Annotated in this window: 19 protein-coding genes and 6 pseudogenes; 16 read left to right on the top strand and 9 right to left on the bottom strand. The window is 51.0% G+C overall.

Annotated features, from left to right (window positions below; genetic code table 11):
- Nucleotides 1-128 precede the first annotated feature (128 nt).
- From yebS to rsmF, 3 genes are all read left to right on the top strand, one after another.
- A complete protein-coding gene (gene yebS / locus AC4PCC_RS09550; protein ID WP_492127218.1) occupies nt 129-1,373 on the top strand; it encodes a membrane integrity lipid transport subunit YebS in 1,245 nt (414 codons plus the stop codon).
- Nucleotides 1,342-3,978 (top strand): PqiB family protein, encoded by a 2,637-nt coding sequence (locus tag AC4PCC_RS09545; protein WP_492127217.1) that lies wholly within the window; start codon nt 1,342-1,344, stop codon nt 3,976-3,978. The genes yebS and AC4PCC_RS09545 overlap by 32 nt, the downstream gene beginning before the upstream one ends.
- A 135-nt stretch (nt 3,979-4,113) precedes the next feature.
- A complete protein-coding gene (gene rsmF, locus AC4PCC_RS09540; RefSeq protein WP_492127484.1) occupies nt 4,114-5,505 on the top strand; it encodes a 16S rRNA (cytosine(1407)-C(5))-methyltransferase RsmF in 1,392 nt (463 codons plus the stop codon).
- Between the two features lie 4 nt (nt 5,506-5,509).
- Here the strand turns inward: rsmF and AC4PCC_RS09535 are convergent, their stop codons facing one another.
- The 3 genes and pseudogenes from AC4PCC_RS09535 to AC4PCC_RS09525 form a co-directional block, all read right to left on the bottom strand.
- A complete protein-coding gene (locus AC4PCC_RS09535; RefSeq protein ID WP_492127216.1) occupies nt 5,510-6,157 on the bottom strand; it encodes a metallophosphoesterase in 648 nt (215 codons plus the stop codon).
- A 267-nt stretch (nt 6,158-6,424) separates the two neighbouring features.
- Nucleotides 6,425-6,724 carry a DUF3811 domain-containing protein gene (gene yjbD, locus AC4PCC_RS09530; RefSeq protein ID WP_067701214.1) on the bottom strand — a complete coding sequence of 100 codons (300 nt, stop codon included), beginning with the start codon at nt 6,722-6,724 and terminating at the stop codon, nt 6,425-6,427.
- A 270-nt stretch (nt 6,725-6,994) separates the two neighbouring features.
- A pseudogene (locus tag AC4PCC_RS09525) lies at nt 6,995-7,541 on the bottom strand (IS6 family transposase).
- Nucleotides 7,542-8,046: 505 nt separating this feature from the next.
- Between AC4PCC_RS09525 and mchS3 the strand changes: the two are divergent.
- Entirely contained in the window at nt 8,047-8,454 is a 408-nt protein-coding gene (gene mchS3 / locus AC4PCC_RS09520) for an MchS3 family protein (protein ID WP_492127215.1), read from the top strand.
- Nucleotides 8,455-8,467: 13 nt separating this feature from the next.
- Complete coding sequence (locus AC4PCC_RS09515) at nt 8,468-8,671, top strand: hypothetical protein (RefSeq protein ID WP_492127214.1); 204 nt, start codon at nt 8,468-8,470, stop codon at nt 8,669-8,671.
- A gap of 216 nt (nt 8,672-8,887) precedes the next feature.
- Here the strand turns inward: AC4PCC_RS09515 and AC4PCC_RS09510 are convergent.
- Both AC4PCC_RS09510 and AC4PCC_RS09505 read right to left on the bottom strand, forming a co-directional pair.
- Nucleotides 8,888-9,088 (bottom strand): annotated as a pseudogene (locus AC4PCC_RS09510) (integrase core domain-containing protein); the annotation flags it as partial.
- A 110-nt stretch (nt 9,089-9,198) separates the two neighbouring features.
- A pseudogene (locus AC4PCC_RS09505) lies at nt 9,199-9,282 on the bottom strand (IS6 family transposase); the annotation flags it as partial.
- 235 nt (nt 9,283-9,517) lie between these two features.
- Here AC4PCC_RS09505 and AC4PCC_RS09500 point away from each other — a divergent pair.
- Nucleotides 9,518-10,036, top strand: a complete 519-nt coding sequence (locus AC4PCC_RS09500; RefSeq protein ID WP_492127213.1) for a DUF2778 domain-containing protein — start codon at nt 9,518-9,520, stop codon at nt 10,034-10,036.
- 247 nt (nt 10,037-10,283) lie between these two features.
- On the opposite strand, the gene AC4PCC_RS09495 is transcribed toward AC4PCC_RS09500, so the two are convergent.
- Nucleotides 10,284-10,772 (bottom strand): Hcp family type VI secretion system effector, encoded by a 489-nt coding sequence (locus AC4PCC_RS09495; protein ID WP_492127212.1) that lies wholly within the window; start codon nt 10,770-10,772, stop codon nt 10,284-10,286.
- A 161-nt stretch (nt 10,773-10,933) separates the two neighbouring features.
- On the opposite strand from AC4PCC_RS09495, the pseudogene AC4PCC_RS09490 reads away from it, so the two are divergent.
- The 8 genes and pseudogenes from AC4PCC_RS09490 to AC4PCC_RS09455 all read left to right on the top strand — a co-directional run.
- Nucleotides 10,934-11,152 (top strand): annotated as a pseudogene (locus AC4PCC_RS09490) (DUF2931 family protein); the annotation flags it as partial.
- Between the two features lie 74 nt (nt 11,153-11,226).
- Nucleotides 11,227-11,718 (top strand): DDE-type integrase/transposase/recombinase, encoded by a 492-nt coding sequence (locus AC4PCC_RS09485; protein ID WP_492127211.1) that lies wholly within the window; start codon nt 11,227-11,229, stop codon nt 11,716-11,718.
- A gap of 32 nt (nt 11,719-11,750) precedes the next feature.
- Entirely contained in the window at nt 11,751-13,631 is a 1,881-nt protein-coding gene (locus AC4PCC_RS09480; protein ID WP_492127210.1) for a replication endonuclease, read from the top strand.
- 188 nt (nt 13,632-13,819) lie between these two features.
- Nucleotides 13,820-14,005 carry a hypothetical protein gene (locus AC4PCC_RS09475; protein ID WP_416250440.1) on the top strand — a complete coding sequence of 62 codons (186 nt, stop codon included), beginning with the start codon at nt 13,820-13,822 and terminating at the stop codon, nt 14,003-14,005.
- A gap of 17 nt (nt 14,006-14,022) precedes the next feature.
- On the top strand, nt 14,023-14,253 hold the full coding sequence (locus tag AC4PCC_RS09470) for a DinI-like family protein (RefSeq protein ID WP_492127209.1): 231 nt from the start codon (nt 14,023-14,025) through the stop codon (nt 14,251-14,253).
- A 1-nt stretch (nt 14,254) separates the two neighbouring features.
- Nucleotides 14,255-14,479 (top strand): hypothetical protein, encoded by a 225-nt coding sequence (locus AC4PCC_RS09465; protein ID WP_492127208.1) that lies wholly within the window; start codon nt 14,255-14,257, stop codon nt 14,477-14,479.
- Nucleotides 14,480-14,871: 392 nt separating this feature from the next.
- The gene (locus tag AC4PCC_RS09460) at nt 14,872-16,173 is read left to right on the top strand and encodes an AAA family ATPase (RefSeq protein WP_492127207.1); all 1,302 of its coding nucleotides are present in this window, start codon (nt 14,872-14,874) and stop codon (nt 16,171-16,173) included.
- 8 nt (nt 16,174-16,181) lie between these two features.
- Nucleotides 16,182-16,619, top strand: coding sequence for a hypothetical protein (locus AC4PCC_RS09455; protein WP_492127206.1), 438 nt, complete (start codon nt 16,182-16,184; stop codon nt 16,617-16,619).
- A gap of 38 nt (nt 16,620-16,657) precedes the next feature.
- On the opposite strand, the gene AC4PCC_RS09450 is transcribed toward AC4PCC_RS09455, so the two are convergent.
- Nucleotides 16,658-17,677 (bottom strand): phage portal protein, encoded by a 1,020-nt coding sequence (locus AC4PCC_RS09450; protein ID WP_492127205.1) that lies wholly within the window; start codon nt 17,675-17,677, stop codon nt 16,658-16,660.
- A pseudogene (locus tag AC4PCC_RS09445) lies at nt 17,677-19,434 on the bottom strand (terminase ATPase subunit family protein). The gene AC4PCC_RS09450 and the pseudogene AC4PCC_RS09445 overlap by 1 nt, the downstream one beginning before the upstream one ends.
- Nucleotides 19,435-19,578: 144 nt before the next feature.
- Here AC4PCC_RS09445 and AC4PCC_RS09440 point away from each other — a divergent pair.
- Both AC4PCC_RS09440 and AC4PCC_RS09435 read left to right on the top strand, forming a co-directional pair.
- Nucleotides 19,579-20,034: pseudogene (locus AC4PCC_RS09440) on the top strand (GPO family capsid scaffolding protein); the annotation flags it as partial.
- Between the two features lie 125 nt (nt 20,035-20,159).
- A complete protein-coding gene (locus AC4PCC_RS09435; protein ID WP_492127204.1) occupies nt 20,160-20,606 on the top strand; it encodes a phage virion morphogenesis protein in 447 nt (148 codons plus the stop codon).
- A gap of 24 nt (nt 20,607-20,630) precedes the next feature.
- Here the strand turns inward: AC4PCC_RS09435 and AC4PCC_RS09430 are convergent, their stop codons facing one another.
- Nucleotides 20,631-21,647 (bottom strand): DUF4917 family protein, encoded by a 1,017-nt coding sequence (locus AC4PCC_RS09430; protein WP_492127203.1) that lies wholly within the window; start codon nt 21,645-21,647, stop codon nt 20,631-20,633.
- Nucleotides 21,648-21,675: the final 28 nt, after the last annotated feature.

The raw sequence follows: 21,675 nt of genomic DNA, 5'->3' as shown, positions 1-21,675 counted from the left end.
GTTAATATACCCTTAGTACCGTCTGGACCTTAAGCATGACCCGATGTGTTATCTGACATCATGGTGTACGACCAGGCCTAACCCTGCCCTGCATACGCACTGCCGGGTCAATCAGCATAGTCAGGATTATGAAAATACTCACCATTAGTCATGCTCTGCCTCAGGCACGTTATCAGCGTTGTCCACAATGCGATACCCTTTTTTCCTTGCCGGATGTGAAATCAAACGAGTCTGCGCACTGCCCGCGCTGCAATGCGCGCATCCTGAACGGTCGCGACTGGTCAATGACCCGTCTGACCGCCATGGCCGTCACCATGCTCCTGCTTATGCCGTTCGCCTTTAGTGAGTCGCTGGTTTCAATTCGCCTGCTCGGCACCAATATCAGTGCAACCCTGATAGGGGGCATTTATCAGATGGCCCAGCAGGGCAACGTGATCACCGCCTCTATGGTGGCGTTCTGCACCATTGGTGCGCCGGCGACGCTGGTGGCGTCAATTGCTTACCTCTATTTCGGCAAAAAGCTGGGGATGAATCTTCGCCCGGTACTCTTAATGCTCGAACGGCTGAAAGAGTGGGTCATGCTGGATATCTACCTGGTGGGTATCGCCGTCGCCTCGATTAAAGTGCAGGACTACGCCAGCATCACACCCGGCCCCGGACTGGTGGCCTTTATCTCGCTGGCGGTGCTCAGCCTGGTAACCCTGATTCATATGAACATTGAGCAGCTGTGGCACCGTTTTTATCCACAGCCGCAGCCGCAGGTATCATCCGATAAGCTCAGGGTGTGCCTGAGCTGCCACCATACCGGGCTACCTGACGAACGCGGACGCTGTCCCCGCTGTCATACTCCGCTGCGCCACCGTCGCCGCTTTAGCCTGCAAAAATCCTGGGCGGCGCTAATAGCGGCGATAGTTCTGCTCATTCCGGCCAACCTGCTGCCCATTTCTGTTATCTATCTGAATGGTGCCCGTAAAGAGGACACCATACTGTCAGGGATACTCTCGCTGGGATCGGGGAATGTGCCCGTCGCGGCAGTGGTTTTTATTGCCAGTATTTTAGTCCCCTTTACTAAAGTGATTGTCCTGCTGACGTTGTTGATCAGCATACATTTTAACTGTGAACAGGGTCTTAAAACCCGTATCCGGCTCCTGCGCGTGGTTACCTGGGTTGGACGCTGGTCTATGCTGGACCTGTTTGTCATCTCGTTAACCATGTCTCTGGTCAATCGCGATCAGCTTCTGGCTTTTACTATGGGACCGGCGGCCTTCTATTTTGGCTCATCGGTCATACTTACTATCCTTGCCGTTGAGTGGCTGGATAGCCGTTTACTTTGGGATGCTCATGCAACAGGAAACGCCGACTACACCGACTGACGCACGCATAAAGAGACGGCGCAGAATTTCACCGTTCTGGCTGCTGCCTTTTATTGCGCTGCTTATTGCGGGCTGGCTCGTCTGGACGAATTACCAGGAGCGCGGCACCACGGTCACTATTGATTTTGCCACGGCTGACGGCATCGTCCCGGGCCGTACGCCGGTGCGCTATCAGGGCGTAGAGGTCGGGCTTGTGCAGGGCATCAGCATGACTGACGATCTGCGCACCATCAAAATCAAGGCCAGTATCAAAAGCGATATGCGCGATGCGCTGCGCGACGAGACGCAGTTCTGGCTGGTGACGCCCAAAGCGTCACTGGCAGGCGTATCGGGTCTGGACGCGCTGGTGGGCGGCAACTACATCGGTATGATGCCGGGCAAGGGCAAACCGCGTGAGAATTTCGTCGCGCTGGATACGCAGCCTAAATACCGCGTTAACACCGGCGAAATGCTTATTCATCTGCATACGGCCGACCTGGGATCGCTGAACAGCGGCTCGCTGGTCTATTTCCGTAAAATTCCCGTTGGCCGCGTTTACGACTACAGCATTAATGCGGGTAATCGGGGCGTTACTGTCGATGTGCTGATTGAGCGACGCTTCACTAATCTGGTGAAAAAGGACAGCCGCTTCTGGAATGTCTCCGGGCTTAAGGCAGATGTTGGGTTAAGCGGGGCGAAAGTGCAGCTGGAGAGTCTGGCGGCGCTGGTGAATGGTGCCATCGCCTTTGACTCGCCGGATGCCTCACCCCAGGCAAAAACGGATGATAACTACGATCTCTATCCCGACCTGGCGCACAGCCATCGTGGGGTGGTGATTGCGCTCGATCTGCCTGACGGTAAAAATCTGCGCGCCAACAGTACGCCGCTGATGTATCAGGGGTTGGAAGTAGGCACCCTGACTGCACTCAATTTGCAGCCGGGCGGCAAGGTAACCGGGGAACTGACGCTGGATCCATCCGTTACCGGACTGATGCGTACGGGTACGCGTATTGAAATGCGCAGCCCTAAAATCAGCCTGACCGACAGCAGCCTCAGCAGCCTGCTGACCGGCAACACGCTGGAGCTGATCCCCGGCGACGGTGAGCCGCAGGACCACTTTACCGTTTTGCAAAGCAACGCTGCGCTACTCCAGCAGCCGGACGCCATTGCGGTGAAGCTGACCGCCCCCGAAAGCTACGGCATTGATGCAGGTCAACCCCTGATGCTGCACGGTATGCAGATTGGCCAGGTTGTCAGCCGCGATCTTACCGACAAAGGGGTTAATTTCAGCGTGGCCATCGCGGCTAAATACCGCCATCTGGTGCACGGCGACAGTAAGTTTATCATCAACAGCCGGCTGGACGTGAAGCTGGGACTGGACGGGATGGAAGTGCTGGGTGCCAGCGCCAGTGAATGGGTCAACGGCGGCATACGGCTGGAGCCTGGTAACAAGGGTGAAGTGAAATCCAGCTACCCGCTCTATGCCAATGCGGAGAAGGCGGCGGAGGGTATTACCACCAATCAGCTGCCCACCACCCTCACCCTGACGGCCAACAGCCTGCCCGATATTCAGGCCGGTTCCGTGGTGCTCTACCGCAAGTTCCAGGTGGGCGAGATCGTAGATGTCATTCCGAAAGCCAGCCAGTTTGACGTGCGCGTGCATATCAAGCCGGAGTATCGCAATCTGCTCACGGCAAACAGCGTATTCTGGGCTGAGGGCGGCGCGCGCGTGCAGCTTAACGGCGGCGGACTGACGGTGCAGGCTTCACCGCTTAACCGTGCGATAAAAGGAGCGATCAGCTTTGATAACCTGACCGGCGCGGGCATCGGCCTGACCAGTAAAGACAAACGCGTGCTCTACGCCTCTGAGACGATGGCGCGTGCGGTAGGCAGCCAGATTATGCTGCACACCTTTGATGCCAGTAAGCTTTCACCCGGTATGCCGATTCGCTACCTTGGCATAACCATTGGGCAGCTTGAATCGCTGGCGCTGAATCAGGATAAAAATCAGGTGATCGCAAAAGCCGTGCTTTACCCTGAATACGTGAATGATTTTGCGCGCTATGGCAGCCGCTTCTCGGTGGTCTCGCCGGTTATCTCCGCGGCCGGGGTTAATCATCTTGATACGCTGCTGCAGCCCTATATCAATGTCGATCCGGGTAAAGGCCAGGCGCAGCGCACCTTTGAACTGCAGGAGTCCACCATCACCGACGCGCGCTATCTTGATGGCCTGAACGTGGTAATGGATGCGCCTGAGGGCGGTTCGCTTTCCGTGGGTACACCGGTGCTGTTCCGCGGAATTGAAGTGGGTACCGTGACCGGCACCTCTCTGGGCGCAATGGCTGACCGGGTGCAGATAACCCTGCGGATCAGTAAAAAGTACCAGCATTTGGTGCGTAATAACTCGGTCTTCTGGCTGGCCTCGGGCTATAACCTGAAATTCGGTCTGATCGGCGGGGTGGTGAAAACCGGCACCTTCCAGCAGTTCATTCAGGGCGGCATTGCGTTTGCCACGCCGCCAACGATCCCGCTGGCGCCGCAGGCCACCTCTGGCAAGCACTATCTGCTGGAGGACGAAGAGCCGAAAGACTGGCGTAAATGGGGGACTGCGGTTCCCGCTAAATAAGTCATAACGGGCAGCCTGGCTGCTCGTTTTTTTTACGTCCTCCGCCTGTGGTAAACTCCCTGCACTTTATCCCAGCGGAATTTTTCAGTGTCCCAATCCTCCCGAGTCTATTTCCCCGAGTCATTTCTCGACCAGATGCGCACCCTGCTGCCCGATGCAGCGGATTATGAGCGCTTTATCGCTATCAGCCAGCAGCCGCTGCGTCGTAGCATTCGCGTCAATACGTTAAAAATCACCGTCGAGGCATTTCTGCTGCTGGTTGAACCGTACCGCTGGGCACTGACGCCCATTCCCTGGTGTAAAGAAGGTTTTTGGATCGCACGGGAAGACGCCGATGCCCTGCCGCTGGGCAGCACGGCGGAACATCTCGCTGGCCTGTTCTACATTCAGGAAGCCAGCTCAATGTTGCCGGTCACCGCGCTGTTTGACGGCATGCCGGAGCCCGAGCGGGTGATGGACGTTGCCGCTGCGCCCGGCTCCAAAACCACGCAGATTGCCGCCCGCATGGGTAACCGGGGTGCCGTGCTGGCCAACGAGTACTCTGCCAGCCGGGTGAAGGTGCTGCATGCCAACCTCAGCCGCTGCGGCGTCAGCAATACCGCGATTGCCCATTTTGACGGTCGCGTATACGGCCCGGCCCTGCCTGAAAGCTTCGACGCGGTACTGCTGGACGCGCCCTGCTCGGGTGAAGGTGTTATCCGTAAGGATGCAGATGCGCTGCGCAACTGGTCGCCCGAAAGCACGGCTGACATTGCTGCCACCCAGTACGATTTAATCGACAGCGCTTTCCATACGCTGCGTCCGGGCGGCACGCTGGTCTATTCCACCTGCACATTGAACCAGAGTGAAAACCAGCAGGTCATCGCCTGGCTGATGGCCAGATATCCTGACGCGGTGGCGATTGAGCCGCTCAACGGGCTGTTCGCGGGCGCAGAGCGCGCCGCTACGCCGGAGGGTTTTCTGCACGTCTTCCCACAGCTTTTCGACAGTGAAGGCTTTTTTGTGGCGCGCCTGCGCAAGCTGCAAAGCGTTCCGCCAATGCCCGCGCCGGGCTATAAAGTTGGCAAACTCCCCTTCTCCCCGGTCAAAAACCGGGAGCAGCAGGAGATCAGCGCGGCAGCAGCAAAAGCGGGACTGGTATGGAACAGTGCGACACACAGCCTGTGGCAGCGCGATAAGGAGCTGTGGCTCTTTCCGCAGGCAATAGAATCTCTGCTGGGCAAAGTGCGGTTTTCACGTATCGGCATCAGGCTGGCAGAAACCTTCCCTAAAGGCTGGCGCTGGCAGCATGAAGCCGTGATTGCGCTGGCGGACCCGCAGGCTACCAACCGCTTCGAACTGACGCTTGCCGAGGCCGAAGAGTGGTACAGAGGACGGGATATCTACCCGGAACGGGACCTGCCGGGAAGTGAAATTCTGGTCACCTGCCAGCATCAGCCTGTCGGCATAGCTAAAAAGGTGGGAAGCCGGATAAAAAATAATTATCCGCGCGATCTGGTGCGCGACGGAAAACTTTTCTCATCCTGATGGCTTACTGTATCTGCGCCAGCGTCAGCGAGTGACCAAAAACAGCACCGGTATCTATATAGTGCTGATTGAAAGCGTGAAGCGGCGTATCAAGGGGCGTATGACCAAAATAAAAGGCATCCGCCCCACGGATCTCCGCACCCGTTCCGTTTTGCAGGCGTTCAAGACGGGTCCTGCTCCAGACCACGTCGGTGGTATCCACCGCGGCCCCCCAGGCGTAAACGGCGGCGGGGTAATCGGCATGAGCGACCACGACAATGCGGCTGCCCTGCACGATATGCAGGATCAGCGGCAGCAGGCGGCACTGGCTCAGCGCATGCTTTGCCTCGATCATGCCCGGCCCGCTCAGCTCATAAAACCAGTCGCCACCGTTTCGAATCCACGAACTGTGCTGTCCGACGGTCAGCGCAGCGATCGCCATTTCTTCATGATTACCCCTTACGCTGCGAAACCACGGCTCAGTCAACAGCGTCAGGCAGCCGAGACTGTCCGGCCCCCGGTCGATCAGATCGCCGACGGCGACCAGCAGGTCCTGAGAATAATCAAAATTCACCTCACGCAACCTTTGATCCAGCAGTTGCCGACAGCCGTGCAGGTCGCCGACGATATAGATATGTCGCCAGCTTTCACCGTTAAGAGACTGATAGATCATAATGAGACCGCCCAAACATTTCCGGAAATTATTGACTGTATGTTTAAGATTAACCTCCTACAGTGTAGGCAGTTTACCGACGAGGGTAGTATGAGCTTATGAGCAGCCGTAAACAGTTTTATTGCCTGCTGGCGGTCATTACCGTGGGGAGCGTGCTGGTGATTGAGGGGCTGGCGAGACTGGTGCACCTGATTATTGTGGGATAAAGCCAGGGGCAGCGTCAGCGGTGAATCAATATGATTCACGCCTGACGCAACGATAACGGGATTACCTGGCTTTCAGGGCCCGCGGGTTTTTGCGCAGCGACGCCGACCAGTTATACTCTTTAATCTCACTCTCTTTCGCAGAGGCAGGCTTGCGAGGCTTGCTGGCGATAACCGCTTTGGTTGTCTCCTTCACTACGCGATCTTTCATCACCAAACGCTTAGCTTCCTTCAGGATCTCTTTTTCCTCTTTCTTGCTGGCGATATGCGCCAGTTTAAGCGTCAGATGCTTCACTTTGGCTTGAACCAGCTCTTTCTCGGCATCGGTAAACTGGTCAATCGAAATTTCTTTGTCACTTTTCATCAGGTTGGCTCCAGGCCATTACGTACGGACGCAATTGTCGTGTATCGGTCTTGCCTCCTGAGGGTAGAGCCTTGACGCACGATTAACAAGAGAAAGCGCATATTTCGTGCGGAATAATCGGAAATTCGTTGACTATAGTCTTAAATCTGAGGTAAATGCGGCGGATTGTGCTGACATGTTAGCTGGGTGGGTAAATGATCATCGCCTGCAAAAGCAGGGGCACTGTTGCAAAGTTCACGATGAGGTGGCCTATTGTATTATTGAAAGACCCTACGTTTCAAAGACCCGGCTCACCAGACGCATCTCACCCAGGGGAGCACCATAATAAAATGTTGAGGCCTGACCTTTACGCAGTGCACGCATAACCTCGATACCTTTGATTGTGGCGTAAGCCGTCTTCATGGATTTAAATCCCAGCGTGGCGCTGATTATTCTTTTCAGCTTCCCGCGATCGCATTCAATGACGTTATTCCGGTACTTAATCCGTCGGTGTTCAACGTCAGGCGGACACCGCCCTTCACGTTTAAACAGAGCGAGGGCCCGGTAAAGATAAGCCCAGCGACCATTGAGCTTCACGTACGTTTAATCAATGTGCCACGGGTTGACATCGGAAGGGTACGCCAGTACCAGCGCAGTCGTTTTTCCATTTCAGGCGCATAACGCTGAACCCAGCGGTAAATAGTGCAGTGATCGGCATTCACACCACGCTCAGCCAGCATCTCCTGCAGCTCAGGGTGGCTGATGCCGTATTTGCAGTACCAGCGTACCCCCACAGAATGATGTCACGCTGAAAATGCCGGCCTTTGAATGGGTTCATGCGCTGCTCCGTCAGCAAAAGGTGGCCATAATTTTATCACCTCCAGATTTTTGCAACAGTGCCGTTCGCTGCAAGCTGGACTGTATGCACGCCCCCCCGTTCAGTTCGACTACCGCGCCATTTAAGGTAACTATCGTCTTGAGTCCAACCCTTACAGGCACATCAAATCGCCATTGGCTGTAGCCATTGGTAACTGAGGTATACGAGAGAGATATTTAGAAGGTCTTGAAGTAGAGCCTGACTGCGGCGACACTGGCAGAAGAGTTTTGGTATCTGCGGTCTCGTATACCCAGTTACCTTCGGAACTAAGAGTTGGTAGCTCTGAATTCCGGCAAACAGACCACCGTTGGTAGCGGTGGTTTTTTTGTTTGCAGCCCAAGAGACTAGTGTTACCTTTCCGCCATATCAAGAAAAAACTCATTGAAGTTAAAAAAATTATTGTGACCAATTTCACAAATGGCGACCATTAAAGCTGTTATATTCAACGTAAAAGTTGGAGTATTAAATGAAATGGAAAACACTATTTTTATTTTTTCTTGGGATCGCTTGGTCAACAAAAGCATCAGTTCAAAACGATACAGAAATAGAAAAGGAATTATCAACCGTTAATTTTTTTTCTATTGGACTTAATGGATTTGTGGCAAAAAAAATGCCACAACAAATAATATACGAAAAAGTACTGAAAAATACCAATTCAGTATCAATTTTTAAAAACGTCATGGAAAGCCCTGAATCCACACCAGAAGGTAAGGCATATTCCGCATGTGGCCTTTGGGAAAATAAAGAACCAGAAAAAATAAAATTAAAAGATGAATACGGTGACCTAAATGTAACAATATTAAGTGGTGACATCCTTAGGCAAGAATCCTTAGGGAAGTTTATTGGTAACATCAAGAAGCATGGTTGTAAATAAAGGAGATTAATAAATGGAACTGTTAGAAAAGAAAGAAGCTGAATGCGTTTCTGGTGCAATGAATCTAAATGGATTTGGGGGATCAACAAATATCATAGACCTTCGCGGAAAGGATATGGGTTCGTGGATAGATGCAGCAAATACCTGCTGGAAGCCAGGGACACCATCAAATATTATGTATCCTGGTGGATTTTTCATACCTAACATCCGCTTTTAATGTTGATCAAAAGCCCATCCCATGTGGGCTTTTACTTACAAATCGAAAGATAGTCCCGGACATTTCCTCTCTTTGAGCAGTTCCTTCTGGCACTGCTCCTGCACCACCCGGACACGCGCTGTCGTCACCTCTTACTCTTGCTGCTGCACTACCGGCTCAAGCGACTTAATTGCTCGCTCAAACTCTGTACCTGCCTGCTTGTAGTCCCTCCGGTTTTTAGTACCACCGACAATGAGGATCTCCGGCCAGTTTTTCCCTCGCATAGATAACAGGTGGTATATCACCCAGTGAGCTATGCGGGCGTTCTTCGTTATATTCTGTACGCCATTCTTCTGTTAGCACGCGGACTTCTGACAGCGTTCTGAACAGATACATATCAAGTATTTCTGTTCGTAGTGTTTTATTAAATTGCTCAATTGAACAGCGTGATCCGTCTGGCAATAAAGAAACGCAAGGTGTTCCCGACGGATGACTCGGTGCGGAAAGTCATTTATCTGGCGATCGGGGATGCTTCAAAAAAATGGAAGGTAGCTGATGCCGTATTTGCAGTACCAGCGTACCGCCCACAAAATGATGTCACGCTGAAAATGCCGGCCTTTGAATAGGTTCATGCCCTGCTCCGTCAGCAAAAGGTGGCCATAATTTTATCACCTCCAGATTTTTGCAACAGTGCCGAAAACGGGTATATTCCGCGCCACGTATTTTCGGCTGAAAAAAAGGTATGTTCTTCTGCCATAAGGCTCTTTCGAGCAAGCAGAATAATGAAAAATTCCTTGCTGTAGTTCAATCTATTGTTTCGTAGTTGGCGCTACCATAGGCGAATATAAAAAATATCAAGGAACTTCAGTGGCTTTAAATGGAAAGTTTTTACTCAACGGAGCAGATATAGCGCCATTATCTTTTCCCGGCGTAGGTACATTCATGGCATTCTCCGGCAATGGTGCTTATAAAAACCGGGGCGGTTGTGGGAAACATCCGGGAGATGGTCCAATCCCCGAGGGGCGATATTGGATCGTAGGACGAGGCAGCGGTGGCCCCGTTTCGAAAATAATTGCTTTTTTTAAAGACACTTACAACAAATACCATAGCGGCGCGGAGTTCGCCCGTTCAGAATGGTTCGCGCTTTACCCTAATGACTGGAGTATTGATGATTCTACATGGATAGAAGGAGTCAAACGCGAGCATTTCAGGCTACATCCGGGCGTTTTATCAGACGGCTGTATAACACTTGTTAGTAACGCTGATTTCCGCACACTCCGCAATGCCCTGATCAATACCCCGCAGATTCATGTCCCGTGCATAAAAGACCTTATGGCCTACGGCATGATCGAGGTTTTCTGTAATGGCTATAACATTTGCTCGTAGAATTGCCCATCTGGTTTGGTTTGTGCTGTTGTGCTACATCGGGGCGAGATTAATAGATCCTGCTAAGTTTATCAGCCTCGAAACTACACAACATTTTGCAGAGTGGCTGGATGGGAATGTAAGCCAGGAAAACTTTGATGATTTATGGGTGCTGGCTTGGGTTATTTGCTCGCTAGCATTCGCCATGGTCGGCTACATAGCCACAATTCGAATAATCGGAAAAATACGCCGATAGCTGCATGTTTTTTCATACAGTTTTTCGCTCGTTCCACGCATCGGCAAATTTCACGTTACCGTCTACGTAGTGCCAAGTGATTTTTTCGTAATTGAGGCTGATGTGTTCTACATGGTTTAGCTGTGAACTGGATAGCTTCGTGTTAGGAATAGAGGTGTTTACACTCGTTACCTTAACGTTTTCCAGAAGTATAATGTAATAGCAAACCTCTTGCCCCGCATCATTGATTTTATAAAAACGGATTTCAGCGCTTTGCAGCGCCTGCCCTGTAGCAGCTGCACGATTGATATATGGAGAAGAACTATCAATTTCTTTTTCCAGCATCATAGATGAATGCTGGCGGGTACCGGTGATTTTACCGCTCGCAGCATCAACTGGCTGCGTTAAGCCGTGGGATAAACCGATAATTTCAATGCTGCCTTCACGATCCTGAACATCAACAGACCCTTTAATGTCTGCACCTCCGTCGTCCTTGAGCCACATGTTAGCAGGGATTGGCATCTATATATCCTTTTGTTTGATAAAGATCGTATTTTATTCTGATTAAGTGAACCTGACGTTGGCTTAGATCATTCAAACCGTCAAAACAAAAGGAAATTTTTATATATCAGTAATTTAATTCACTAGCGTGGTTTTTTACATGATTGGACCTCAAGCCCTGAGTGCAAATTAGTCTGGCCCCGGAGGGGAAAGTGGCCGTCTGGTCACAGGGAAGTGGTTCTGAGCCTAATTACCGCGTAACCCCGTCAGTCCTGAAAACCGTATCAGGGGATAAATTAGATACTTGCAAAGGAATAATGCGGTTTTCTAACGGCTATGAGTACGGAAAAGATACCGAGGATTTTATCAAAGGGAAAAAATATCCTTACGGTAGTTGGTAAGCAACCTATTGGGCACTGTTGCAAAAATCTGGAGGTGATGAAATTATGGCCACCTTTTGCTGGCGGAGCAGCGCATGAACCTATTCAAAGGCCGGCATTTTCAGCGTGACATCATTCTGTGGGGGGCTTATCTTTACCGAGCCGTCGACAGCAGGGGACGCACCATCGATTTTTATCTTTCACCACGGCGTAACAGCAAAGCCGCCTGTCGGTTCCTGGGGAAAATCCTCAACAACGTGAAGAAGTGGCAGATCCCGCGATTCATCAACACGGATAAAGCGCCCACCTATGGCCGGGCCCTCGCTCTGCTTAAACGTGAAGGCCGGTGTCCGCCTGACGTTGAACACCGACAGATTAAGTACCGGAATGACGTGATTGAATGCGATCGCGGGAAGCTGAAAAGAATAATCGGCGCCACGCTGGGGTTTAAATCCATGAAGACGGCTTACGCCACAATCAAAGGTATTGAGGTTATACGTGCACTGCGTAAAGGTCAGGCCCCAACATTTTATTATGGTGCTCCCCTGGGCGAGATGCGTCTGGTGAGCCGGGTCTTTGAAATGTAAGGTCTTTTAATAATACAAAAGGCCACATCATCGTGAACTTTGCAACAGTGCCTAACCGCCTGCCTGAAATGGCCCGCGCGGACGTCGATTTGCTGGCCGGTGATATCGCCAGCTTTATCCTGGCTGAAATGGTGCAGGCGCACGCCCAGGCCAGCGATGAATCAGATTACCGGTACACGCACCGCATCTATATGACAGCGGCCACCATCACCCGTGAACTGAACCAGACCCCGCCCCTGTGGGAGAAAGTCACCTCACGCCTGTTCTGCCCGGAGGATGTTACTCCGGCGATTATGCGTATGCAGACTGAGAAATGGTGGAAAGGCCGTTTGCGCCGCGTGGCTGCATCATGGCGCGAACATCTTCAGATCGCTCTCGCCAACGTCAGCAAAAAACACTCTCCCTATGCCAGCAAAATGACGGTGATCGAATGGCGCGAGCAGAAGCGCCGTACACGTGAGTTTCTCAAAAGCATGGAGCTGGAAGACGAGGAAGGTAACCGCATCAGCCTGATTGAAAAGTATGACAGCAGCGTGGCTAATCCGGCGATCCGTCGCTGTGAGCTGATGGCCCGCATCCGTGGCTTTGAAAATATCTGTAATGAACTGGGCTATGTCGGGGATTTTCTGACGCTGACCGCCCCGTCCCGCTACCACGCCACCATTAAAACTGGCTATCGCAACCGCAAATGGTCAGGGGCCAGCCCGGCAGAGACGCAGCGCTATCTCTGTAATGTCTGGCAGAAAGTCCGGGCCAAACTGCACCGGGAAGATATCCGCATTTTTGGTATTCGCGTTGCCGAGCCTCATCATGACGGGACGCCTCACTGGCATATGCTGATGTTCATGCGCCCGGAGGACGTGCAGCGCGTACGCCAGATTATGCGGGATTACGCTTACCAGCAGGACAGCCATGAGCTGACCACCGATAAAGCCAGAAAGGCAAGGTTTCATGCCGAGGCGATTGATCCAGACAAGGGAAGTGCCACCGGCTATGTGGCCAAGTACATTTCTAAAAACATCGACGGCTACGCGCTCGACGGTGAGCTGGACGATGAAAGCGGCAAAGAGCTGAAAGAAACCGCGCCCGCCGTTTCAGCCTGGGCGGCGCGGTGGCATATCCGCCAGTTCCAGTTTGTCGGCGGTGCGCCGGTGACGGTCTATCGCGAGCTGCGCCGTATGGCGGACAGTGAAACGGCTCACGGGCTTAGCGTGGAGTTTGCCGCTGCGCACGATGCAGCAGACGCGGGCAACTGGGCTGAATATGTCAACGCCCAGGGTGGCCCGTTCGTACGTCGTGACGAGCTGGCCGTACGCACCTGGTACCAGCCGGGCGAAGACTACAACGAATACGGCGAGGAAACGCTACGCATCAAAGGCGTTTACGCCACGACCGTGGGTGAAGACACCCCAATTTTGACACGTCTCGCACAGTGGAAGATTGTGCCGAAGCGCGCCGTTGACCTGGCCATTGATTTTCAGGACGCGTCTGCGTCCTCTCGGAGTTCTGTCAATAACTGTACGGGGAGATCGGGATCTGAGGATCCGCTGGTGCCGGAAAGTTTCCCTGATTATGCTTCTGGCGGCATGACCCGGAAGGAACGGCGACGGCAGCTGGCGAAAATCCGGGCAGAGCAGCCGGTTAAAGCGTCCCAAGTCTTCAGACGCGCTGACAAAGTAGAGGCAGCGTGCACCAGAGTGATAACAGAAATACAGGAGATGACTGGCGAAACTATCAGCCGGGGCCTGGCCGTGCGTCTGATCCGTGGTGTTAATACGCAAATCAATGGTGACTGGTGCAGAAGCGCCGCTAATGGCGAGCTGTTCAGAGCGCCTGCCCGCCCCACTGCCGACGATTTATTAGCAAGATTTAAGCTCGCTGCTTCTAAATCCTGCTTATTAAACAGTCAATAACGAGTGTACGGGTTAATCCCTGACCCCCTCGTAACGATATTATTTACCGCCAGAATAATTCAGCGGTTGCCTATTTACTCTATTTAAATCAGCCGGATGAAGTTACTGAATGCGTATAGCAAATATCATTTTAAATACGGAAACACTATGTTACTGTATAAATACACAGTAGTTAACAAGGGGGGAATATGCAACGGAGTGAAATTAGTGCCATGCACAAAAAAATCGCGGGCATGAGGTTTATCGCTGAGCTGTCTTTGATAGCCAACTGCAAACCGTCTGATCTGGAACTGGCGCTAACTTTGATTGCCGATTTGGCAAATACCGGGCCTCAAATTGAGGCAGAAGATGAAATTTTCTATGCAGCAGAATAACGGGTGCGGAGGTTAAAATGCGTTTAGATGTCACTATCAGCAGGGAACAGAACCTGAGCCAGGAGGCCATTCAGGCGTTTGAGGCAGAGCTGCACCGGCAGGTTATCGCCGTTTTTCCTGCAACAAAAATCAGCGTACATGTAGCTGGTTCGTCGGGCTTTGAAATGGCGGGCTTTACGTTAGAGTCCGATCGGCAGACGCTGACCAACATCCTTCAGGATATCTGGCAGCAGGATATCGGAGGCTGATATGACTAAAAAAGATGCTGCCCTCTATTCTGCTTATCGTGGAGCAACAAAAATTGTGGGCCGTCACCGTCATATTGTAACGGCTGATATGGCGCGCCTGGCGAATGAAGCGGGCTATCCCATTACTCCCGCCGAAGCAAACGAGTATATTCTCGCACAGCCCCAGCGCGTGATAATCCTCACTGAGGGTCTACACGGGATGCATACATACGGGTTTTCGCACTGACCGCCCTGCCCGGTTTATCACGCTTAAATCGCACTGAGGGGCCATGCATGCACAGAGTGCATGGATCTGCATTCAAAAACTCACGCGCAAAACTCCTGAGGGTGCCAGCACTGGCGCCCTTTTCGTGGGTGCCTGCACCTGCATTAAAAGCGGTCACTAAAGCGGGCAGGCGTGGCGGGGATAGCATTGCGCGTGAAGTGTTATCATGTATATTTACAGTGAGCAAAGACGTAGTTGATTGTCACGATCTCAACTAAATCTTAAAAAAAATTAAAGTATTCGTACTGTCTGCCGATAAATAATTCATGTTTTTTTACTTTTATTAACACTTAGTAAGTGAATGGTTTTCTGATAAGAAAACCTTTATTAAAGACAGTGTGCAAAGAGGTCCTATGGAAAACATTAAGATAGAAAAGTTTCTTAGCATTAATAAAATTGACATCCCCCTAAAAAAGATAAATATTTTTATTGGCCCTCAGGCTCAAGGCAAAAGTGTCATTGCGAAGTTAATTAAATATTTTAAAGATTACCCCATGGAGGTTTTACGAGCTTCCGCAGATGGAAAAACCAAAAGGGATATTGTCAAAGAACAAAAAATTAAGTTCATAAAAATATTCCCTCAACAATATTGGATAAATGACGATTTTTACATCGAGTATAGTAATAAGCATTACTCTGTGGAAGTGAGCCATACTCAAAGCAGCAAAGGTGCTTTGAAAATAACTTTTTCGGAAGAGCTAACCAAAACCATAACAAAACTTCGCTCTATTACACGTAAGGATTTAGATGAGAACTTTGAGAGTTCATTAGCTGAAACAGGCATTAGAAAACGAAAAAGAGGTCTTGAACAAGAGCTTCGTGCATGCATGTCTTCAGAGTTGTTTTCTGAAAGAGATACTAAGTTAGAAATTGTTTATTACATTCCTGCTGGCCGATCCTTTTTCTCTAACTTACAGAAAAATGTATTCTCGTTTCTATCTAGTAGCATAGAGATTGATTATTTTTTAACAGAATTCGGCTCCATCTATGAACAAACTAAAAAGCTACTCGGCCAAGATTATTTTACTCGGGTTATGCGAGATACTGTTCCTTCTAATGTAAATAAGTTAGTCGAAGAACTTATTTGCGGGAAATATATGGCAGAGAAGGGTGAGGATTTTATTCGTCACGCCAATAGAAGAATAAATTTGAATAACTCCAGTTCTGGGCAGCAAGAGTCATTACCAATGGCTCTTATGTTGTCTACTTGGCCCTATATGCAATCTCAGATTGGTAAAAGCTTCATCATTGAGGAACCAGAGGCTCATCTTTTTCCATCGGCTCAGGCGAAAGTTGTTTCTCTAATCGCTAATGCTTATAACCAAGCTGAGAGTTATTGCAGCTATACAATTACTACTCACAGTCCATATATACTCAGTGCCTTTAACAATTTAATTCAGGCAGGCAATACACTTAAACACCTTAAAGATAACAACAACGGGGCACTTAAAGAGCTTTTCAAGATTATTCCGCATTCCCAGGTTATCGATTTCGATGAGGTAACTGCATATATGGTTAATGGCGGTAAAACTACCGAAATATTGGATTCTGAGCTAAAGATATTAGACGCCAATGAAATTGATAGAATATCATCTCTATTTTCTGAAACTTTCGACAAATTAATCGAGATGGAATGCTCGACTGATATGGAGTAGGAGGAAGCATGTGTAATAAATGCAAAGGTGAAATAAAAAATAAAATCATCGTTTTGTCAGACATGGGCACCTCTACCCAATTGTCGTTAGACAACAAAGATGAATGGGATACACTACATAAACTAATTGACGGATGCGTTATTAATCATGGTGAAAGATGTGATCACTATCTTAAAATAATCCATGAGTTAAAAACATCGCATTTATTTGTTGAATTAAAAGGAAGTGACGTTGAAAAAGCAGTGAGTCAAATTATCTCAACTATCAAGTCTGGTTCCGTCACAATAAATAGTGGTGAAAAAAAACATGGTGCAATCGTCAGCACTCGCAACCCATTAAATTCAACTCAAACCAGTAAACTTAAAAAAAGAATGTTAATGTCTGAAAAATTGAATCTGCACTTCTATAAAATGAAAGCAGTCGATAAAATAACATCTTTTACATAATGAAAGTGAGCGTAGGCATGCTATCGGCATGCCTTTTTTTATATTAATGTATATGGAGAGAATCTTATTACATTTTCTCCCATCCATTGATTAATCTCCTTCAGCCTTTCCTGCAACGGCGTCAGCTCATTCCTCACAAACACCTGCGACGCCTTCACCGCATCCCCGAACCCGCCGGAGTTATCCGGGATGATCCCCATCATCTGCGGCGGCACGCGGTGCGCACTTAACAGGTCGTCGCGGCTCGCCTTCTTGATGTTAAAGAAATCATCCTTTGTCGCTACCTCACTAAGCGGCAGGATCTTAATGCCGTCCGGCTTGCCGTTGGGCGCGTACATAAACAGGTTACGGAAGTTGCCCAGGCCTTTGGTGTCGCGCATCGCCTGACGCATCCGGTCAACGTCGCTGCTGCTCTGAGCCGCGTCGGTCATATACAGGATGTAACCGGCGTGCGCGCCGTTCTGATAATACTTGCGGCGAAACAGCGTGGCCGCTTCATTCAGCCAGGCAGAGTTCAGGGCGCTGAGGTATTCCGGCAGGCCGTACAGCTCCTGATTAATGTCCGGCTCTATCAGGTGGAACACGCTGCCGGGCGTAAACTGGTGCGGTTCCTTCCAGTCATTCACAAACCAGTACTCCCCTTCTTTCACGCCCTTACGGGTAAATTTCGCCGGGGTGGTTTCCAGCCGCCAGGGCTCGCCCAAGCCATTGCGGCGCAGCTCGGCAAACGCATTCCCGAATACCAGATAATCCAGTGCAAACTTGCTGAACTCCTGCTGGCTCATCATCGGGTGCGGGATAAAGGTTGAGGCCAGAATATTGCGTTTCACGTAAATCGGCGAGCTGTGATGCACCGCCGAGCGCAGGCTCTTAGCCAGTCCGTGAAAGCTTACCGGCGGCTCATACCAGCGCCCGTTACCGATACACTCGGCATAATCCAGAATATCGCGCTTATCCATTACCGGCGTCGGCTCGCCAAAGGTAAATGCCTCAACCTGCTGCGGCGCTGCCGGTGCTGTTGGTGCTGCTTTGAATGCCTTACGGCTGCGTTTGCTCATCAGTAGAATTCCAGAATTGAAGGGTTAGCGTTGCCGCTGGCAGCGGTAAGCGGTTCGTTTAACAGGGCGTGCATGATTGCCCAGGCAACGTCCGCGTGGCTGGCGTCTTCGCTGCGGCTCGCCTCGTAGGTGGAGCGGTTGCCGCTGGCGGTCATGGTTTTGCGAATAGCCATAAAGGATTGGGTTATGTCGGTGCTCCCGGCGTCGTACTCCAGCCGCCCGCTGCCGATGGTGTCTTTTGCCTTCAGCACCATTCCGGTTTTCACTTCCGGCGAGTAGCGGATCTCCCGTGCCGCCGGGTAAAACTGCCTGACCAGCTGAAAAACGCCCTGGCCGATGCCGGTCGCATCCACGCCGATATACTCCACGCAATACTTTTTGGTTAAGTCCTCAATGGATTTCGCCTGCGCGGCAAAGTCCATCCCCCGCCACTGGTGATGTTCCAGCACGCGGAACTTACCGCCCGCCACCACCGGCGGGGCCAGCACCGCACAGCCCGCGCTGTCGCCGGTGTGCGAGGGGTCATAGCCTATCCATACCGGGCGGTAATCAAACGGGCGCAGCGCGTAGGGGTTAAAGTCGGTCCACTCTTCCAGGCTGTCGATCATGCAGGTCTGCAACTCGGCGAACGGGAACACGCTCGCCTCATCATCGACAAACTCACACATTAAGAGGTTCTGGTATTCCGGCGGGCTGTACTCCAGTGACAGCTGGTCCAGGTCAAACAGGTTACAGCCGCCGGTCAGCGCGTCCTCAACGGTGACAATCTGCCGCCACTGACCATCCCCGCACAGCGCACCCTTAGCCAGATGCGAATGCGACAAATCCAGCTCAATGCGATCATTTTTGCTGCGGCGTCCCTTATTGAACAGCTCGCCCGATCAGAACGGATAAGCGCTGTGCGACAGGCTCGACGGCGTGGAGAAATAGGTGGTGCGCCATTTCTTGTGCAGGGACATGCCGCTGGCAACCTTGCGCAGCTCCTGGAATTTCGGGATCCAGAAATACTCGTCCAGATACAGGTTGCCGGTGTAGCTCTGCGCGGTGCGCACGTTCGTCCCCAGGAAAATCAGCCGGGCGCCGTTCGGCAGCACAATCGGATCGCCTTTCAGGTCAACGTCAACCTGCCGGGCAAAGTCGATGATGTAGTTTTTAAAGACGTGCGCCTGAGCTTTACTGGCGGATAAAAATATCTGGTTGCGCCCGGTGGTCAGCGCATCAATCAGCGCCTCGCGGGCAAAGTAGAAGGTGGCGCCAATCTGGCGGGACTTCAGGATATTGCGGATGCGGTGCGCCAGCCCGGCCTTATGCCAGTTAAGCTGGTACTCAAAGCAGTTATCCATAAACAGGCCGGTGAGCTTTTCGGTCTGCTCATCGCTGAAGACGTTCTTAATCACCGGCTGGCGCTCGCCCTTATTGCGGTTGCGCACGCTGGGATTTAAATCCGCCTCGTTGCCCGAGCTGCGGTAGCGCTCCACGCGGGCCAGCCGCTCAATCTGACGGCCCAGCGCGTCTATCTCCTTGTAATCCCCGTTGCCCTTGACCTCTTTCATGATGAGCTGAATTAACCGCGCCTCCATGCTGGCTTCAACGCGACTGATGGGCGCTATATCTTCCCACGCGTCGCGCAGCTTCCAGCTCTGCACGGTCGGTGTTTTCTGGCCGAGCGTCTCCGCAATCTGGCGCACGGAATAACCCTGCCAGTAAAGCAGTGCGGCCTGACGGCGCGGATCGCTGATGGTGGTTGGTATGTTCATGCCGACAAGGCTACCGGGGCGCATAGTGCCGCGCCCGCTGTCCCTGTTTGCTCACGGCTGAGCGGGCGGGCTTTCGTTGAGCGGATACGTCATGGCGGGGAAACTGGCCCCGACCTGAACCCACCCACTGACCGGAGCCTGTTAATGGCAGCACTCAAAGCAAAGCGTTTTCGTATCGCCACCGAAGGCGCAACCACCGATGGCCGCGTGATTTCCCGCGACTGGATTTCCCAGATGGCGGCGAACTACGACCCGTCCATGTACGGCGCGCGCATCAATATGGAGCACATCAAGGGTTACACCCCCGACAGTCCGTTTCGCCGCTATGGCGACGTGACCGCCCTGAGCGCGGAAGAAATCGAAGACGGCCCGCTGAAGGGCAAACTGGCGCTGTACGGCGAAATCAGCCCGACGGCGGAGCTGGCCGAACTGACCCGGGCGCGGCAGAAAATCTACACCTCCATTGAGGTGAACCCGAAGTTTGCCGACACCGGCGAGGCGTACCTGATTGGCCTCGCCGTCACCGACGACCCGGCGAGCCTCGGCACGGAAATCCTGAGCTTCAGCGCCACGGCGTCAGCGAATCCGCTGACCGAGCGCGTGATTGTGAAACAGGAGGGCTGCGCGCTGCACCTCACCCACGCGGGCGAAAACCCGCAGCCGGATAATGTAACGCGGCCAGTGCAGCTCTATGCAGGCGGTGAGCTTATCAGAGGGTTGGAGCTGTGAACGGGCTTGAAGCGTTCGACAAACGGCTGGGCGCGCTGATTGGCAACCTGTCACCGGCTGCGCGAAAAGAGATGGCGCGCACCATTGCCAGGCGCCTGCGCGCCGGACAGCAGCAGAATATTAAGCGCCAGCAGGCACCGAACGGTACGCCGTTTAAGCCGCGCAAAGCGCCACCGGTACGCAAAAAGAAAGGCCGGGTTAAGCGGGAGATGTTCGCCAGATTGCGCACGGCCAAATACCTGAAGGCGAAAGGCACCGCTAACGATGCCGTGTTGGAGTTTACCGGCAACGTGCAGCGCATGGCCCGCGTGCATCACTACGGGCTGCGCGACCGGCCAGCCCGTGGGGGAAAAGTTGTAAGGTATGAGGAAAGGCCTTTACTTGGATTAGGAAAGGACGACATCGGAAGTATCGAAAAAATTATTTATGATTTTTTATATTAAATATATTAGTCATAAGAGTGATTTTTATCCCCAGACTTTAGCTGTACCTGCATCATAGAAGAATACTTCAAGAGTGCCCCTTTTTCTAACTGACTCCATTCTCCTCGCTCTGCGAATTATTTTTTTGTTGGCACTACTATCAGGATCTCCATATATACCAATATATAGTTGTTTGATCTTACCTTTTTCAATACTAGTAAGGAAGTGCTCATCGTTTTCAGCCAAGGAATGGCCATATATAAAAAGAGCACCTGATATTTCAACGAAGCTGCGGTAGGATTTTGCGAGGTAGTCATTATGTCTTATTTTTTCAATTTTTTCTTTGCTTGTTCCTTCTGAAACAAAAACAGGAAATAAATTTTCATCCATTGCTTTCCTGACTTGATCAATCAATCGTACATTTGTATTCACCCAGGTGAATTTTCTTAATTCATATCCAGCATCGAAAAGATGTAGTGCACCATGTAAAAAGAACATGCTTTGTTGATGCGAATTCTGTGGTTCCCAGGTAACATAAGGTGCATCATAATTCTCATACGGCTTCCTGAAACCATCATCGCAAGAAGGCTCTTCACCTTCTTCACAGTGCATGCACACCCAATAAAGTAATAAATCATAATTCAGCGTATATATTCTTGAGAAGTTCCCTAAAAATATCTTACAATGTTGATACTGTTCTTTGCTTAATTCATTAGGGTTAGAAGGATGGCTTGCAGCTAAAGTTTGAACTAAGACCTCTTTTAAAGCAACAGCATCACCCGTAATTAAATCAATTTTTTCTTTAGTGGTACCGTTATATATATTTAGTACTTGGCTTGAGTTGTTTAATACATTAATTATCTTCTCAAAATCTTCTGTCTCTAAAGCATCAAAAACCTTCCTCGCTGACGTCGATAATTCTGAAAAGTCGGCTTGTTCAAAAAGTCGTCCATACATAAAAGTGTCAGGTTTACATGCAATACTAAATCCATTACCCAGTAATACATGCCTTCTGTGTTTGGATGAGCCAATGATGGCTTGTTGAAAGGTGAGTAACTCCATGTTTTCTCCATTTAAATTAGTTATTTTA

This window comes from Erwinia sp. L03-1, assembly GCF_058686115.1.
The sequence above is the reverse complement of the archived record's forward strand: the minus strand, read 5'-3'. Positions and strand labels throughout refer to the sequence as shown.